General features: G+C 40.4%; 13 protein-coding genes and 1 pseudogene. 5 read left to right on the top strand and 9 right to left on the bottom strand.

Going from position 1 to position 18,260, the window contains the following annotated elements; all coding sequences use genetic code 11:
- The 9 genes and pseudogenes from GDZ68_RS08340 to argC all read right to left on the bottom strand — a co-directional run bounded on the left by GDZ68_RS08340 (position 1) and on the right by argC (position 12,442).
- Positions 1-1,842 carry a hypothetical protein gene (locus GDZ68_RS08340; RefSeq protein WP_153721819.1) on the bottom strand — a complete coding sequence of 614 codons (1,842 nt, stop codon included), beginning with the start codon at positions 1,840-1,842 and terminating at the stop codon, positions 1-3.
- A complete protein-coding gene (locus GDZ68_RS08335) occupies positions 1,826-3,823 on the bottom strand; it encodes an AAA family ATPase (protein ID WP_153721818.1) in 1,998 nt (665 codons plus the stop codon). The genes GDZ68_RS08340 and GDZ68_RS08335 overlap by 17 nt, the downstream gene beginning before the upstream one ends.
- Positions 3,816-5,234 carry a hypothetical protein gene (locus tag GDZ68_RS08330; protein WP_153721817.1) on the bottom strand — a complete coding sequence of 473 codons (1,419 nt, stop codon included), beginning with the start codon at positions 5,232-5,234 and terminating at the stop codon, positions 3,816-3,818. The genes GDZ68_RS08335 and GDZ68_RS08330 overlap by 8 nt, the downstream gene beginning before the upstream one ends.
- A gap of 381 nt (positions 5,235-5,615) precedes the next feature.
- Positions 5,616-6,178 (bottom strand): annotated as a pseudogene (locus GDZ68_RS18210) (IS5/IS1182 family transposase); the annotation flags it as partial.
- A gap of 388 nt (positions 6,179-6,566) precedes the next feature.
- Positions 6,567-8,108: an S-layer homology domain-containing protein gene (locus GDZ68_RS08325; protein WP_153721816.1), complete on the bottom strand. Its 1,542-nt coding sequence runs from the start codon at positions 8,106-8,108 to the stop codon at positions 6,567-6,569.
- A 152-nt stretch (positions 8,109-8,260) separates the two neighbouring features.
- On the bottom strand, positions 8,261-9,391 hold the full coding sequence (locus tag GDZ68_RS08320; protein ID WP_153721815.1) for an acetylornithine transaminase: 1,131 nt from the start codon (positions 9,389-9,391) through the stop codon (positions 8,261-8,263).
- Positions 9,388-10,167, bottom strand: a complete 780-nt coding sequence (gene argB / locus GDZ68_RS08315; RefSeq protein ID WP_153721814.1) for an acetylglutamate kinase — start codon at positions 10,165-10,167, stop codon at positions 9,388-9,390. The genes GDZ68_RS08320 and argB overlap by 4 nt, the downstream gene beginning before the upstream one ends.
- Positions 10,130-11,362 carry a bifunctional glutamate N-acetyltransferase/amino-acid acetyltransferase ArgJ gene (argJ, locus tag GDZ68_RS08310; protein WP_153721813.1) on the bottom strand — a complete coding sequence of 411 codons (1,233 nt, stop codon included), beginning with the start codon at positions 11,360-11,362 and terminating at the stop codon, positions 10,130-10,132. Before argJ ends, argB begins: the two co-directional genes overlap by 38 nt.
- 45 nt (positions 11,363-11,407) lie before the next feature.
- Positions 11,408-12,442, bottom strand: a complete 1,035-nt coding sequence (argC, locus tag GDZ68_RS08305; RefSeq protein WP_194841101.1) for an N-acetyl-gamma-glutamyl-phosphate reductase — start codon at positions 12,440-12,442, stop codon at positions 11,408-11,410.
- 196 nt (positions 12,443-12,638) lie between these two features.
- Here argC and fabI point away from each other — a divergent pair, with 196 nt between their 5' ends.
- From fabI to GDZ68_RS08280, 5 genes are all read left to right on the top strand, one after another.
- Positions 12,639-13,418, top strand: a complete 780-nt coding sequence (fabI, locus tag GDZ68_RS08300; RefSeq protein WP_153721811.1) for an enoyl-ACP reductase FabI — start codon at positions 12,639-12,641, stop codon at positions 13,416-13,418.
- 201 nt (positions 13,419-13,619) lie between these two features.
- The gene (gene brnQ, locus GDZ68_RS08295) at positions 13,620-14,945 is read left to right on the top strand and encodes a branched-chain amino acid transport system II carrier protein (protein ID WP_153721810.1); all 1,326 of its coding nucleotides are present in this window, start codon (positions 13,620-13,622) and stop codon (positions 14,943-14,945) included.
- A gap of 896 nt (positions 14,946-15,841) precedes the next feature.
- Positions 15,842-16,771: a cation diffusion facilitator family transporter gene (locus tag GDZ68_RS08290; protein ID WP_153721938.1), complete on the top strand. Its 930-nt coding sequence runs from the start codon at positions 15,842-15,844 to the stop codon at positions 16,769-16,771.
- Positions 16,772-16,776: 5 nt separating this feature from the next.
- The gene (locus tag GDZ68_RS08285; protein ID WP_153721809.1) at positions 16,777-17,229 is read left to right on the top strand and encodes a protoporphyrinogen oxidase; all 453 of its coding nucleotides are present in this window, start codon (positions 16,777-16,779) and stop codon (positions 17,227-17,229) included.
- On the top strand, positions 17,230-18,168 hold the full coding sequence (locus GDZ68_RS08280; RefSeq protein WP_228551053.1) for a TRM11 family SAM-dependent methyltransferase: 939 nt from the start codon (positions 17,230-17,232) through the stop codon (positions 18,166-18,168).
- Positions 18,169-18,260 lie beyond the last annotated feature (92 nt).

The raw sequence follows: 18,260 nt of genomic DNA, 5'->3' as shown, positions 1-18,260 counted from the left end.
TTACTCCTCCTCTGTTTGTAATAAAAACTCGTCAATGTGTTTTTTTAGATTAAAGAAACCAAAAGACTCTTCAGTGCTATTTTGATCACTAGGTTCTACTTGTATATAGACCATACTCTCTCTATAAATATGATCTAACTCAACAGGCTTCTTCCCATTTTGTTTGGGGTATAGGACTATAACTTTATCGATTGGTGTTTTGACTGGATTCTTACTCTTTTCTTCCGAATTCGAGTCAAAGTACTCCAATCTTCTAAAATCACTTAATTGAATTTTAACGTCTGGATCGATGTTTTGATTAATCAAATAGTTATGCCGTCGACATTTCGACTCTATTATTAAACCACACTTATCTGAAAATAAAGCGCCGTTTTTTAAAAATATAGTTATACGAATATCCGGTCTTCTACCAGTACTTGTAAAATAACAACTTTTATTTTTATCATCAATTGTTGTTGCAATTTCAGTGTCATATGCGACTTCTATAAAGTGATCACTGTTTTCTTTCTCAAATCGCATTATAGTATTTGGTGGTAGTATGCCTATGTGTTGATGTGGGTTATCTTTATCAGCTAACCAGCCCGATACCCAATTGTACTGATTTTCTATTAATATACTTATGGCTAATCCTAAATTATAATATTCAAATAGTTGCCATGTCTTTCTAAATTGCACGCCTGAAAACTTCAAATTAGACTGTTTTGAGTTCATTCTTATTAACTCTTTGTATGTCGTATAAATCTGTTTATATCTAAAGTCTTTTAATAATTTTTGAGAAACTTTAATAGGTTTTTGAAATGATTTGTTATTAAAGCACTCATTTTGTTGATAACTAGCAAAACTTCTCGATAATTTTTGTATTTCATACTTATATTCCAAGTATTTTAATCGCTCTATTTCCATAATACCGATGGTTTTATTTATTCTTTCCTCTTTTATTCTGAGTCTCCTAATAGTATCTTTATAGCCGTATTTATTCGACCATTTATTTATTATTTCTTCATTTTCTTTTACCATACTTTCTTGATTCATTATTTTAAGAGCGATGTTATTTATCTCATTTTGAAAACTCATTTCTAATTTTCTTAAGCAACGAATAAAGTATTCTATAATATAGGACATCCATGTATTTTCATTACATTCAGACGACAATTTTGCGTGTTTTATATAATACTTATCGGGTAAATTAAGACTTGTATTTTTTCTTGTTCCTTTTTGTGCTTGCCATTTGAAGTTTTTGCTATTAAGTTTGCTTGGTACATTCATAACTTTATATTCTCCGAATAATTCTGTTATTGGATTTTTAGCTATTAAATCTAAATAGCCAAATACCGTTTGGCTACTTTCCTTTATAAAACGGAAAAGCATCATTAAACCAGGATTAAAATCCACGTCATTCTTTACCATGCCAGACCTTTGCCTAATTAAGTCTTGTGACAATCCTTTAAGTAAGCTTTCCGCGTATTGTCTTAAATTTAAGAGCGCCTCATCTGAAAAGTTATTTGCCCGAATAGTGTAATAAGCATTAAATTTTTTCTTTTTAGAAAGTACTTCAAATCTATAATGACCCGGGACTAACATATATTCAGAACTACCGCCACTCATAATATTAGTTGAATTGCTATCGGGGTTTATTTTTATTACTTCGTCTGACTCACTTGTCTGTATATTCAATATTGCTTCTTGATCCTCTGGACATATTAATTTCACATCGACTTTCTGATATTCAGTAATACTTATCCCAGAAAAAACAGTTCCTTTCTCACCTAATACGGCTTTCTTTTCAATAGGTTTCTGATAATGTGGGTAAATAGTGAATACGACTTCAGGTTGCATAGCCATTAATTCCAAGCTCCCTTGCTTTTCTAACTAACTCTACTTTAGTAAATTCAAAATTACTAATTATTTTAGCCCTATCAGTATCAAATAATTCATATAGTTCTCCTTCAATCATTTCACTTTCGTTTGAACCAAATGTTCCTATTAATGTTTCATACTCTTCCAGGGACCCTCTAATTTTAGTTATAACTCTTTGTTTAATGAATAAATCTACTGCTATCCTTCGATCTAGTTTAAAGTCATTGTTTTCATCGCTTGGTAAATTATTTAAATAAGAACCCATTTTAATTAGGCTACGGATTGAGAATCCCTTCAATGGATCTACACTTGATATACAATTGTCCACTTCATCAAAAAAAGAAAGTTCTTCTCTATTAAAAGCATTCCAACTCTCCCCTATACTCTTCCAGGACATAAACAATTCTCCGTATGCTTGCTCAGCCCCAGTATTCTCTTTACTCAAAACATCCTTTTTATTTATCTCACTTTCAATTTCTGAAAATGTCATTTTTTCTAGAACAACTATATTTGATCTATCCAGCAGCCTATCTGAGAGGTCTTTAGTAGTTTCATCAGTATTCATAGTCCCAACGATGACTAGGTTATCTTTTAGCTGTATACTACTTTTATAAATTTGATTGTTATGGCAAATAGAATTTTCACTATACAATTGTAAAAATCTTTCTGTTTCATCTAATTCTAATAAAGAAATAAATGGTGCAAAGTAAAATTCTATTTGGCTTAAGTTCATTTCATCCATAATTAAAAAATGAACTTGGTTTTCATTTCTTTCAGCATGGTTCAAAAAATCTATTAATCCTGTTTCAGAAGGCATATATAGCCCTGTTGACGGGTTTAAGTATCCCAGAATATCAGCTGGCTCAGTATACGCAGGCGAAATAGGAATAATGAGCATATTTTTACTAAGCCTGCTCAACCCTAATCCTTCAGCATATAAAGTAGCTAATTTAGTTTTTCCTATACCGCTCTGTCCAGAAAGAATAGTCATGACACTAGACTTAATACTTGTATGAAAATTAAGTAAGTCTCTTCTACTGTAAATAAGGTTGCGTGATTTGGCTTTCAATTCTAAGTCCTTTAGAAATGTTATTTCATGAATAGAGTTAATTTCAGAGGCTTTTATAATTACATCACTTGGATTTTTATCTTCAATTTGCTGATCTAGTTCATTTTTAACATCGTCTAACGTAACTCCTTCAGAATCAAGTCTATCAGCTATTGTTGTATCTATGAATTCATCTTCGAAGAAGACTACTCTTTCTCGGTTGGATCCAATGTATTTTTTTTTCTCAATTTCTTCAATTTTGACACGCTTTATAGTTTTTGGCGATATTATGACACGGCTCGAATGATTGAACGAAGGATCAAGTCTCCATTGATCTTCCTTAATATTTCCGAATATGTAATTATCTTTGGTTAAAATGAATAGCGGAGCGGGCATAGCATGATTATATCTTTCAAAAAATATAGGTTCTTCATGTTTCAGCTTGGTTTCCAACTCGTTAGAATCAATATCTAAATTAGGTATTGAGTAGTATCTCATATTTTGTTTAAGGTCACCCTCTGGCGTTAGATCTTCTATATTCTTGTGACTAGTATTAAGTTTTTGAGTTAGGACAGGTTTAAAAACCAGCAACTTCTCCATTAATAAATCTTTTATATCTTGAACTTGCTCATCAACATTTTTATTTCTAAAATTAAATGGCAAGTTACTGATACTTCTATTACTAAAACCAACGTAAAGATCAGGCTTATTTATATTGTCATGCAAACTTATCATATTTTTAGGTTCTTGGCTTAGGGGTTTAACAAAGAAAATCACATCATTCATTTTTGCAGAGTATGTAACTGGCTCCCTAGTATCACCAAGCCACGGTATATTATCTTCTTCAGTTGCTAGTGTACCTACTATATAATTTTCTTTAATTTGCGCTAATTCATTTTCTTGATATATTTTATCCATTACTATACACTTTCCTTTCGATTGTTTTCATATACCCAATCCAATCTAGAAATTCTTTAAAATTATTGAAATCTATTACTTTGTACTCTTTTTCACTTGAAGTTATCTTTTCTTTAATATTATTAAGTTCTGCAGTCGGGAGTCCATTTATTAACAGATAGATTGTAGATAGCTGATTATTAACAAGTATCTCTTTTACCTCTCGTTTATTTTTATAATAAATTATGTCTAATTCAGGGTATATTTCTTTTGTTAATTCATAATTGATTGCACAAATTATTCCCCAATTGTGTTTAACTTTTGAAGAATTATTCGTCATCATAATCTTGTTTTCTTTCCTAACCTCATTCACTGACTCTAGTTCTTTTGACAATTTATCGATTATCCTCTCTGTCTCTTCCCTTTTTGTCTTTTCTTCTTCTTTTTGTGAAATAAGCGTTTGTTCTAGTTTATTTCTTTCCCTTTTCAAATTTTCTTCACTTATTGCTAGCTGTTTTAAATGTCTATCTTTTTCATTAATAGTGCTTGTTAAAATTCTTCTTTCTTTAGAAAAATCCGTAAGTAAAAGTGATATCTTTCTTTCATTTTCTTTTTCTTTTTTCTTCTTATCAATTTTAATGTTTAATAGTTCTTCTTTAAACTTTTCATCTTCCTCTTTAAAAAGTTTCTCTTTTATTTGATGCTTTAATTTTAATAAATCATATAACAGCTCAACTGCCAGAAGCATCAGGATGTCATTATCTTCTTTATCGTGGGTAAGAATATAGGCTGCATTAGAAAAAATCAAATTATACTTCTCTTTGAAATATTCTATATTGTTGTAGTAAGAAAGAATGTCATAGTTTTCTAATTCATCTTCACATTTTTTCAAAAGATCTTTTTCTTGTTCTGTTAGAATTTCTAAAACATTATCTACTATGTTTCGTGGAGCTTTTTCGCCTATAAAGCTCCTCGATTTTCTAAAAAATGCCTTTAATTCGGTAGAGTCTTCGAAACTCTCATTAAAATTAAAAGGATATTTTCTTTCCTTTATATTTTCTTGTATAATATCAAACTTCTGTTTGGTTTCTTCAGGGAAATTTAAAAACAGTATGACAAATTTAACATGATTGGGAATTTCACTATTTACTTCATTTAGGAAGATTACTGTCTCTAGGAAGTTATTTTCTTTAACAAGTTCTGAAGACTTATATGATTGAATATAATTATAAAAGGGTTCACGACTACCTTTCATCCTTTTCTTTATCATATTTGGTGTGTTTGATTTGAAAATTCTTTTTATATATTGTTTTTTTTGAGTTAACGAAGCCTTTTTATTTCTAGTTCCAACTAACGTTTCCCCATAAAATTTTAATATCCTGTCTGCTTCCTGATCATTGATTAATTCTACAAAAATATCCATTTCACTCATGAATATACCCCCCATCCTTTTACTATGAAACTGACAAAGACTTGCCTACTGGCTTAATAAACTTCAGAAAATATAATACAATAGTTTACTTTAGCTAATTAAATAAACTAAACACTCTAATTTAACTGATAAAATGCAATTTATCCTTCAATTCAACACAATATCAATGATTCAATATACTTACAATAGAAACACTGCAAATACTCGTTCAATTATATCATAGCATTATGACTTTCATCTCATTTTCGTTAGCTAAATCTTTTAGCTATAAGTTTTTTTGGATTGAGTTAACTAGTTTGTTTCTATTTTTTCACACATGAGTCAATTTCAGAATTGCTCTTTTAAAAAACACAAACAAGGGCCGAATTGGCAAATTGTATTTCAAAAAAAGAAATCATGCAGCTTGAAACAATGATAACTAGACATTGATTCGATCAGTAGGAGCTTAGAAGCGTTATAATATTAGGGCTAATAAGTCGAAATGAACATTTGCCCGTTTTCCTGTGCGATAATGTACATTGGTCAGCTGGAAAAGTCTTTCAAGCATTGACGCGTTCAACGGCAGTTCTGCAATTAAAAAACTTTTTCAAAGCACTAGAGCCGCGAGCTAGTGCCGTATATCTCCGCAGATCAGTGGTGAATTTGACTTTGTATACTTTCAGGCAGATACCCTCGTTTGCGAGCAAACATTCCTTGCATTCTATCGGGTACGTATATATCGACGTTTCATAGTTGGCATTATAACCTTACGGATACTCATGAAAACAAGCCAGCGCAAAATGTTCATGAAAATCTATAGGCTCTGGTTCATTTCTTAGTTTGTAGGCAATGATTGATCGATGACCCACGCGATGAACCTGTTCGTAATTCGTTTCGAAATCGTATACAGCATCCATCGTATGATAGGTCAACTAGGGACGCGAAAATCGTTCTTCGATTCCTTTATTATAATACTGAGTTTTCCACTAAAATTGTATAGTGCAAAATGAAAATACACAGTTTTACAACTCAAATTGGCGTTGCAAATTTAAGTGAATAGCTACGCAGCAAGCAAAGTTAGCCATTAATATAGCTGACTTATTAGCTTGGTATTCTTGCCCATTGAGGCCACATGTCAAGTTGCAGCACTGTGTAGTTTCAATTGCAAACTCTTCTATTACAATTTTTAAATTTAAAAAGTAATTCAAAACATAAAAAAAGAAGCACTTATTCATATCTTCCTCCACGGCTACCATTTAAAACAGCGCAAGGATGTATGATTGTACTTCTTTATTAATTACATGATAGTGAACTAACCAGCTTGATAATATTTATTAAATCAAAATATTTTCTTTAACGCAGGTATCGGCGTGCCCCGGCGTATTCTGTTTTATACGGTTCCAATGTCAGCGGTACAATTTCTACTGTCCGTTTTGGATTCGGCGCGTGAATCATTTGGCCATTGCCGATATACATGCCCACATGGTGTACAGTGCCTTTTCCTTTATTGTATGCAAAGAACAGTAAATCCCCCGCCTGTAAATCTTTCTTATTCACTTTCAAACCGTTAACGGCTTGAACAGAGGCATCTCTGGGTAAGTCTATGCCATGCTGGCGGTAAACGGAATACGTAAATCCTGAGCAATCCAGGCCGAAACCGGAAGTGCCTGCCCATAGATAAGACAATCCATCAAAAGTTTTAGACGTTTCTATAATTTGCTCTTTTGTCGGTTTCGGCATCGTTCCTTTTGCGTTCACTGTCTTGACAGTATTCTTGTTGATGTATTTCACACCGTCAGCGGGTGTCTGAACAGCCATGAGGTTCCCCGCTTTTCCAACAATCGGCAGCGTGGTATTAAAACTAATCGTACGGAAAGGCTTTTGACCTTTCTCATCCTGTGATAAAACAGCAGTCTTCGTTTTCACCATTGCCTTTTCGCATGATGAATAATTGGGATAGACAGTCGTCAAATGACTTTTCAGCATCCACCCCGGATAACCCGCTGCATTCTTCGGTGAAGATTGATCCAGAACAGCCACTTGCACCCAGTCCTTATGTGTCTGCAATACTTTTACTTCCTGACCGTAAAGGGCCTGTGTTTCGACCTTGCCTACCAGCCATTGTTTTTGAGGCAGATCCATTTCCTTCAGCCACTTGGCGATATCCGGTGTTTTACTGACAGCAGCTGCATCAACATGACGCTTGTCACCAGGCGTTTTCCACAGCGTAGCAACAGGAACATTAATGATTTGCTGTGCTCTATTATCCCCTTTATAGCAGGCGGGGGTGTCTGTAAATTCCGGTTCTAGAATTCGCGCAAGGAACACGGCAAAATGTCCGCGTGTCAGCGATTGATTAGGCTTGAAAGTATTATCGAGAAAGCCTGTTGTTATGGATTTGACAGACAATGTCTGAATATCCGGGAGTGCCCAGTATGTACTTGGCACGTCACGGAAGCGATAATCGGTCTTTCCTTTCAAGTCAAATGCACGAACAAAAACAGCAGCCATCTGTCCTCTTTTTAAGTTGCCGTCCGGCAGGAATTGCTGCTTGGGATTACCTGTGAAAATCCCTTCATCGACCATCGTCGCAATGAGTGCATAGTGAGGATGGGAAGTTTTTATATCGCTCAATTCTACACTCGGACGATTCTCCATCGGCAGATTAAGTGCCCGCTGGATCATCGCAGAAGCTTCTAAGCGCGTAATTGGATCATTGACTCGATATTTTTCATTCGGCTTTTCTAGAAGGATTCCTTTATCGGCTAAATATTTTATTTCTGCAGCGGCGGAATGTTGGTCTGACACATCTGTGAATACAGCGGCAAAAGAAGACAGTGGGAATACAAAAGCTGCGATGAACAAAGCCAGCAGCATACCGCATAGTTTTTTCAAGTCTGCAACACTTCCAATCTATTAATTTTGTTTCATTTACTATACCTGAGTGAGATTTTTTTGTATAGAAAAAACTAAAAAGGAATCCTCCGCTGCTGGAGAATTCCTGCAAATTGAATAGCAGTTCGCTGACTGCTTTAATTCAAGTAGCTTTACACTAATAACTTCTTCAAAATCGCAACTGCCTGATCAATTTCATCCTTCGTGACAGTCAGCGGGGGCAGCAAGCGGATAACATTCGTTCCCGCCGGCACAAGCAATAGCCCCTGCTGCTCTGCTTGCTGGATCACAGAACCGATTTCTTCATTCGAATGAATTCCGATCAGAAGCCCGTTTCCTCGCAATGAATACTTATCTGCTGGAATTGCCGCAGTCAGCTGCTCTTTCAAGTATGTTGATTTCTCCTGTATATCTTGTAAGAATGCAGGTTCAAACACTAGATCGACAACTGTCTGAGCGACCGATACAGCTAGCGGATTCCCGCCGAATGTCGTGCCGTGGGAACCTGGACCGAATGTATCGAACAACTCTTTCCCCGCTAAGAGTGCCCCAATCGGAAAGCCTCCGCCGAGCCCTTTCGCCAGTGTGACGATATCGGGTTTCAAAGCTGTCTGCTCGTAAGCATAGCGCGTGCCCGTTCGACCGATTCCCGTCTGCACTTCGTCAATGATCAATAGGATGCCGTACTTTTCACAAGTTTCCATTACGGCTTTTGCGAATGCCGGGTCAACAGAATTGACGCCGCCTTCGCCTTGGATGACCTCAAGCATGATCGCTGCTGTTTTTTCATTCGCTGCATTTTCAAGCGTAACTGCGTCGTTAAACGGCAGCCATTCAAAGCCTTCCAGCATTGGACCGAAGCCTTGCTGAATCTTTTCCTGACCGGTTGCTGCCATGGCACCAAAAGTCCGTCCATGGAAAGACTGTTTAAACGTCAGTATATGATGTTTTCCAGTATGCTTTCTTGCCAGTTTGATTGCCGCTTCATTCGCTTCTGTACCGCTGTTGCAGAATAATGCGTACGCAAGACCGGTATCTTTCATCAGCGTTTCCGCTAACTTTTCCTGTTCAGGACTTTCGAATAAATTCGAGGTATGCCACAGTTTTTCACCCTGTTCGTTCAGCGTTTTGACAATCGCGGGATGTGCGTGGCCAAGACTGACGACGGCGATGCCGCTTGTAAAATCGAGGTACTCTTTCCCTTGATCGTCCGTGACGACCGTACCCCGGCCTTTCACCAGGTGCACAGAACGTCTTGCATAGTTATTGAATAATGAAGTCACACGACAGCCTCCTCATTTGTAATAATCGTGCCGGACAATTGCTGCCCGACAATCTGGACAGATGGAATTCCTGCCTGGAGACAGTCCATTGCCGCCTGCACTTTCGGGATCATCCCGCCGTAAATATCTTCCGATTCAATCCAGCCCTGAATATCTGAAGGCACTGCATGCGCCTGTGGCTGATCTTGAATCCGAATACCCGGCGTATCTGTTACAAGCAGCAGACTTTCCGCTTCAATTGCTAGTGCAATGCGGCTTGCGACTGTATCTGCATTAACATTTAACGGCTCCCCTTTGTTCGTTGCACCGATACAGGAAATGACGGGAATAATACCTGCTTCGAGCAATGAATCCAGAATCTCCGTTTTCACTTCCTGAATCTCCCCTACATATCCATAGGTCTCAAAATCCAGCAAATCACAAGTGAACAGATTCGCATCAAAACCGCTCAATCCAATTGCCTTGACACCTTCTTCATTAAAACGGTGAACGAGCGCGGGATTCACACGTCCGATTAAGATGGACTGGACGACACCGATGGCTTCTCCACATGTCACTCGAAAGCCGTTCACTACGGAAGATGTGATGCCGCGGTCCGCAAGTTCCTGATTGATATTGGGTCCGCCGCCATGGACGATTACTAATTGTATGCCTTCTTGCTGTAATTGTTTCACTCTGTCAAAAAAAGCTGTGCTCAATTCATCGAGCATACTGCCGCCCAGTTTGATAACCTGGCGCTTACGTACGGTAGGTTGCATTGATTTGGACGTAGTCATAAGTCAGATCGCACCCCCATGCTGTTCCCTGACCAGTGTTTTTCGGTCCCTGGTTCAGTTCCACTAAAAACTTCACTTCATGCTGCTTCAGATAAATCAGCAGATCTTCTTCAGAAAATTCGACGGGCTCGCTGTTTTCCACTACAAGCGTCGTGCCGATATAGATATTAATCGTATCCGGATCAACTGCCGCCCCGCTGTAGCCGATTGCTGCAATGATACGGCCCCAATTGGCATCACATCCGAAAACTGCTGTCTTCACAAGCGGGGAACCAACTACTGATTTGGCAATTTTACGCGCTTCTTCATCAGAAATTGCACCTGTCACTTTTGTTTCTATCAGTTTTGTTGCACCTTCTCCGTCTTTAGCAATCATTTTCGCCAAGTCGAGTGACACCGCATGCAGTGCATTAATAAACGACTGCCAATCGGGATGCGCAGGTGTCAACGCATCATTTCCTGCCATTCCGTTCGCCAGGACCAGTACCATATCATTGGTAGAAGTATCTCCGTCAACTGTAATCGAGTTGAACGTAACGTCTGTTATTTCCTTTAATGCCTGCTGTAAGTATTCCGATTCAATGTTTGCATCTGTTGTAATGAAACCGAGCATAGTCGCCATATTCGGTTCGATCATGCCGGAACCTTTTGCCACGCCGGCAATAACGATTTCGCGATCATCCACCGCTGTTGCATACGCTGTATTCTTTGTAACCGTATCAGTCGTTAAAATAGCTTGAGAGAATTGAATGGAACCTTCCAGACTATCAATGGGCTGCAGTTGCTTGATGCCTTCTAGCAGTGGCTCCATTTTCATTGCTTCCCCAATGACGCCTGTTGAAGCGATGCCGACTAAGCTTTTATCAATTCCCAGGTGATCAGCTGTTTCCTGCTGCATTTGCAGCGCATCCAGCATTCCCTGTTTACCTGTGCATGCATTGGCATTACCCGAGTTGATGACGACTGCCTGCATTTTCTGCGTCTCATAGACGACTTGTTTCGTGACACTCAGCGGAGCCGCTTGGATCGCATTCGTAGTGAAGACTCCCGCAACGCTTGCCGGCACTTCGCTGACCAAGAGCGCCAGATCGTTTTTCTTATGTTTCAGTCCGCAATGGATGCCGACTGCCTTAAACCCTTTTGGTGACACAATATTTTTACGCGAGATACGCTTCATGCTTTCGATGGTTTCCATAGTAGTGCTCCCTTCAATTCTGGTGTTTTCTATGATGTCTATGAATCAAATAAATAATGGTATATTATCAATTCCGGTCGTTTCATCCAATCCATATTGGATGTTCATATTCTGAATGGCCTGGCCCGCAGCCCCTTTTACGAGGTTGTCGATGACCGCCACGATGGTTGCCCGGTTCGTTCTTGGATCTACCTTGACATGTATATCGCAATAGTTGGAACCGTAGACTTGTTTTGTCCCGATTTTTTGAATATCCGTCAGAACACGTACGAACGGGCTGTCTTTGTATGTTTCTCTTAAGCATTCTGCTAACTGCTGTTCAGTAAACTGGCCATTCACTTTTGCATAGCTTGTCGCCATGATGCCTCTTGTCATCGGCACCAGATGCGTAGTGAATGTGATGGGCTCCGGCTGGCCGGCGAAATGGTTCATCGCCTGCTCGATTTCCGGGATATGCTGATGCTGATGCAATTTATAGATGGAGAAGTTTTCGTTTGTCTCACTAAAGTGCGTAGCTGCACTTGGTTTGTTGCCCGCGCCGGATACACCGCTTTTCGCATCGATGACCAGCTGGCTTCCGTCAATCAACCCATTCTTTAATAATGGAAGCAATGAAAGCAGCACGGCAGTCGGATAACATCCCGGATTTGCGATGAATTCGGCATCTTTAATCAGTTCTTTATTCCATTCAGGCAGTCCATAAACACTTTTCTCAAGAAATGTCAGTTCCGGTGCATCTTTTTGATACCACCGTTCATACAAAGTCGGATCTTTCAGCCGGAAGTCGCCTGCTAAATCAATTAATTTTGGTCCCGTTCCTACTAGTGGCGGAAGTAAAGAAGTTGTTACGCCTGCCGGAGTACTGAAGAAAACAGTATCCAGCTGCCGGACTTTTTCCTGCTCTATCGCCTGCATAGGCTGATCATGAATATTCATTAAATGTGGATATTTATCAGAAAATATGGTTCCTTCTTCCGAAGATGTGAATAAATCAATCTGTTCAATTTCGGGGTGGCCCTGCAGCAGCCGGATCAATTCGAGGCCCCCGTACCCTGACGCTCCTATGATTCCTACCTTCATCGTCATCACCTCATTATTCATTAGTGATAAGTATACGTATGTATAATTATAAAGTCAACTGTATTTTTATTTATTAACAGTCAATTTATAAATGCAGTTATCCGTCTGCAGAAAAGGTATCAGTTCTTTCATTCAATATGGTACTATTATGAGGAGTATGAAAATTATTGTGACTACTGTAATTCAGGAGGCTATTATGGAAGATTTATTAAAACTATCAGGTAAAAACATTGTTATTATGGGTGTTGCGAATGAACGAAGCATTGGCTGGGGTGTAGCAAAATCATTATTCTCTGTTGGCGCTAATGTCATTTTCACCTACCGAAAAGACCGTTCCCGTGAAAAGTTAGAGAAAGCTCTGGATAAACATGAATTGAAAGCTACACAAATTGTACAGTGTGACGTCAACAGTGATGAAAGCATGGAGCAGGCATTTAAGACCATCGGTGAACAAGTCGGCGTGATCCACGGTGTCGTTCACTCTATTGCTTTCGCTCATCAGCAAGATTTACACAATCCATTCGTAGAGACAACACGTGACGGCTATGCATTTGCGCAGGACTCCAGTTCTTATTCATTGGTGGCTGCCGCACGGGAAGCACGCCAATATATGACGGAAGGCGGCGCAATCATCACGATGAGTTATTTAGGCGCGGAACGTGTATTGGAAGGCTATAACGTCATGGGCGTTGCGAAGGCTGCTCTTGAAGCGTCCGTACGCTACTTAGCATCTGAACTCGGCGAGAAGAATATCCGGGTCAACGCCATCTCTGCAGGTGCAGTGCGCACATTGTCTGCTAAAGGAGTTCCTTCCTTTAATACCATCCTGAGTCAAATCGAAGAACGTGCTCCACTAAAGCGCAATGTTAAACCGGAAGAAGTTTCTGATATGACGGTAGCGATGCTTAGTAATCTGTCTAGCGGAGTAACAGGAGAAGTTATTTACGTAGATGCAGGTTATCATATTATGGGGTAAATGTTTGCGGGTCTCTTCGGAGGCCCTTTTTTATGGTTCAATTCCAGTTTCTTCATTATATAGTGAAAACAACTGTGTATACTTGACAGAACATTATTACTTATCTTATAGTGTTACAGCAATGCATAACATGGAGGTTATGCACAAGTTCCATTATCAAAATACATATAGTTTTCAGAGTACTTCAGGAGGCAGTTTACAATGAATAGTTTTACCAGATTTGACACGCTGAAATTAGGGCTGACCATGTTTGCCCTCTTTTTTGGCGCAGGAAATATGATTTTCCCGCCGCTTCTCGGTCAGCAGGCAGGCACGCAGACATGGATTACGCTGGCGGGCTTCTTAATCACGGGTGTCGGACTCCCTTATTTAGGTGTCATTGCCGTGACGATGAGCGGGAATCAGTTAAGCGACTTGGCCGGAAAAGCCTCGCCGTTGTTCGCCATGATTTTTCCTTTAGTTGTGTATTTAGCACTTGGACCGTTTTTTGGAGTGCCGCGTACGGCGACTGTATCATTTGAGATTGCGGTTTCCCCATTTGTTCCAGATTCTTATACCCGGCTGGCATTGGTATTGTTTTCGATTCTTTTCTTCGCCGTGACGATCTGGCTGTCATTGAAGCCCAATAAAATGGTCGATCGGTTCGGCAGTATTTTAACACCAATATTGCTTGCTATCGTGACGCTCATTGTCTTGATCGGCATTGTCAACCCTGTTGGTGAAGCTGGTTTGCCTCAAGAGCCCTATTCCAAGGACTTCTTTTTCAAAGGATTTATTGAAGGATACGGAACGATGGACGCAATGGCTGCTCTCGTCTTTGCCATCATTGTCATTAATGCCGTGAAAGCGAAAGGGATTACGGATAGAAAAGCGATTACTTCCATTACTATGAAGGCCGGTACTATTGCTGTGATAGGATTGAGTCTTGTGTATGCAGGGTTAGCCTATTTGGGTATGACGAGCCGGAGCGTGGCAGAAGGCGCTACGAACGGCGGAGATATTTTAGCGAAGCTTGCATATGCCCTGATGGGTAATAACGGTCTGTATCTGCTCGGCCTTGCCGTAACGCTTGCCTGCTTGACGACTTCCGTCGGACTGGTGTCTGCCAGTGCGTCCTATCTTTCAAGGGTCGCCACTGCGGTATCATACAAAGGATTTGTATTTATCATTTCCATATTTTCTACTGTTGTTGCCAATATTGGTTTAACACAGCTGCTTGCGGTGACGATTCCGGTATTGGTGGGTATCTATCCGCTGGCAATCGTGCTGATAATTTTCCGTTTGTTCCATCGTTTATTCCGCGGCTACCATGAAGTCTATATTCTTGGTTTAATCGCTGCCGGCGTGATTGGAATATTTGATATGCTAAGCGCATTCGGTCTGGAATGGGCACCTGCAGTGAAGGTGCTCGGCTACTTGCCATTATACACACAGGGTGTCGGCTGGATTTTGCCGGCAGTAGTGTTCGGGCTGATCGGTTATGTGATTGCTGCTGCACAGGGTAAACCACGAGTCGAACAGCAATAATAGTTGTGTGAAAGCCTGTGATTGCGCAATATGGGGTAAGTGGAAAGAGACCGTTTCCCTGCGTTCCAGGCGGACGCTTTCGGGAGGGCCCTCGGTGAGCCAAGCGAACAGCGAAGGGTTCGCTTTGCCGTATTTTTGCGCTCTTTGCAAAAATCAAGGCAATACAGGGTGCCTTCTGCCATCTTCTTTCGCTTCGCTCCCTTTAGTTGTCTCATCCTATCGGGCAGATCCTCCCCGAGTCGCCGCCTTCCACTCCGGTACACTGACTGGTGTTTTAATAGTTTGTGTGTGAGTAGGCTGTATGAGCATACTATTTGAGTTTATTATAGTAACTATGGTGTTCATGCAAAACTTATCATTCAAAAAGGAATCAGATTCTTGTAATCAACGCGCTTGCAAAGTCGAGTAACGAAAACCATACCAACTAAATCACACTCTGCAAAAATGCAGCATGTCATACATTCTCCACACCAGCGTAGGCGCAACTGCGGGGTCGGCCGTTGCTATGAGACTGCTGGCACGCCTTTCGCCAGTAGGCTCAGAGCGTAAGGCAATCCCCCAGCGCCGAAGCGGGGTTAAACTGCAAACCCACACTTTGTTCAAACTTCCTGCCAAGTCGAGCAACGAAAACCGCACCACCTAAATTCTGCACTTTACAAATCAACTTATACCATAACTCGAATCCTATAGTAACTTTGATTAGCTGCTTCACCAATCGGCTCAGTTGCACAGAACTTCATTTCATGGGATAATAAATGAACTACAAATGAATGAGTGATGACGATGACTAAATTTGTCCTAACACAACCATTAAAAATTTTCCAAACCTTGCCTGCAACAGGCGAGGTTTTTTTGTTGCTTAGGGGAAACACTAGTAGAGGAGGGAAACACTTATGATCAATAGTAACCAAGGACACTCAGCTTCTTCTATCATGGCGATCTGGATAAGTTTACTGAGCAATATTGTACTGACCATTTTAAAGTTGATCGTCGGCTTTGTTTTCAAGAGTCCTGTGTTACTGGCGGACGGCTTCCACAATGCGGGTGATGTAGTTGCTTCGGCTGCTGCATTGACTTCTATGAGGATATCAAAACGCCCTGCAGATGAAGATCACCCTTACGGACACGGCAAGGCTGAAGTAATCGGATCGGGTTTTGTTGCCATAATTTTAGGACTGGCCGCTATTTATATTGCATTTGAAGCAGTGATGGCATTATTTGAAGATCCGGCGACCGCCAGCAGGATCGCTTTATTGACCGCTGTTATCTCACTCATTTGGAAATATACTCTGTACGTTTATACGATACGTGTCGGACGTTCGGAAAATAGTAAAGGCCTGATTGCGACAGCATATGATCATTTAGCTGATGTCTATGCCTCTCTTGCAGCAGTTGTCGGGATAGGACTGGCATTGCTTGGAGATTCATTCGAAATTCCGCCGCTGGCCTATGGAGACCCGATTGCCGGAATTATCGTATCCATTCTGGTTTTGAAAATTGCAATTGAAATCGGTAAAGAAAGTATTGATATTCTGATGGAAAAAAGCGTAAGTGATGAGCGCTTAACTGCCTTTGAAGAGCTCATTCATTCCATGCCTGAAATAAAACGGATTGACCGGCTGCGCGCCAGAGAGCACGGTCATTATGTATTAGTCGATATCCGCATCGCTATTCCAGGTGATTTGACAGTTCAGGAAGGACATGTGATTACGAGCAGATTGCGCAATTTGATTATTGCACAGAATGAAGACGTCGATGAAGTGTTAATTCACTTAAATCCTTGGTATCCCGAAAAGCAATCCGGTATACTTACTAACGAGGAGTGAACAAAATGAATCCATTAACAATTGAGACATTAGAAATCTGCGCAAAGGAAACGGAAGAAATGCTCCGTGAAGCAGATGAACATTTTTTACAGCAACCGATATCCTATCTGAAATCAAACCTACCAGAATTTTTCTATGTAGCGTCTCCGGACTTTGAAGAATATAAAGTCGATTCGCTCGTGCTCGAAGTGGATGATATTTTCGGAACATATATGGCGCTGTTCGGTTTGCAGGGCAGAAAAAAAGAGAGCGAAGCCATCCGTTCATTCATTGAAGAACAGCTGCAGCAGCAATTACTGGGTTTCAGCATCTCCTTCTCTGACAATGAAGGACTGTGGGAAGTGAATATGCCTCTTGATCCAATTAAAGGATTTGATGAATCCATGACAATTCAAGAGACTCTTCAGCTTCTCCATAGAGTGCTCGGCGGCCTCAGCCAAATGAAAGCAGGTAAGTAAGTGGCAGCATCACAGTTTATCTATACGTATATCCGGCATCGCGATGAACAGGAATTATGCCGGATGGAAATGCGTGCTTTTTTCGGAAGTGACGTGCAGGATAATATTCTAATAAGCGATGTCGAGATCAATCCGTCACGCAGTCCATTCATCAAGGAAAGACTTGAAGTGTGGATTCAGGGAAATACATTGGATTCATTGGCAGAGCAGGCCGCTGAATTAGCTGTGGAGCAAACATTCAAGACTGCCTGTTTAAATGACATGGAACTCACCGGCACGCCGAAGATCGGTCATGCGAAACGCCGGGAGATCGAGCGCAAAATAGGCCTGCAAATTACAGGTGAGCCTGAGCTGGATGATCCGGAATTATTGATTGGGATTGTGCAGCTCAATGATCGCTGGTATGCAGGAAAGCTGACGGAAAGTTTGTCTGATTGGCATGTGCATCAGCAGAAACCTCATATGTACTCGACTGCGCTCGGCACCCGGCTGGCACGGGCAGCTGTTAATATTGCGGTGCCTCACCCCGAAGGCTTGCGGGTGATCGATCCATGCTGCGGCATTGGTACGGTACTGGTTGAGGCATTATCAATGGGCATTCAAATTGAAGGACGCGATATTAATCCGCTTGTTGTCTATGGTTCACGGAAAAATATAGCGTATTTTGATCTTGAGGGCGACGTAACAATCGGGCCTATTGCGGAAGTGAACGAGCAGTATGATGTGGCAATTATTGATATGCCTTATAATTTGTTTACACATATTACGGCTGAAGGGCAGCTGGCAATTTTGAAGGAAGCAAGACGTTTTGCGAAAGGCTGTCTGTTCATTACAATCGAAAACATCGACGGAATGCTGAAGGAAGCTGGATTTACCATCACAGACCGCTGCCTTGCGCATAAAGGCACATTTTCACGCGAAGTCGTTTGGTGTACATAGGAAAGAAGAGAGGAAGTTTTGCTTCCCCTCTTTTTTTTATGCGATTTAAAGAATCCCTCATGTTTGCTATCAAAATCCCCATATTATATTAT

The organism is Sporosarcina cascadiensis, assembly GCF_009650995.1.
Classification (GTDB): domain Bacteria; phylum Bacillota; class Bacilli; order Bacillales_A; family Planococcaceae; genus Sporosarcina; species Sporosarcina cascadiensis.
This window is presented reverse-complemented; position numbering and strand designations above follow the sequence as displayed.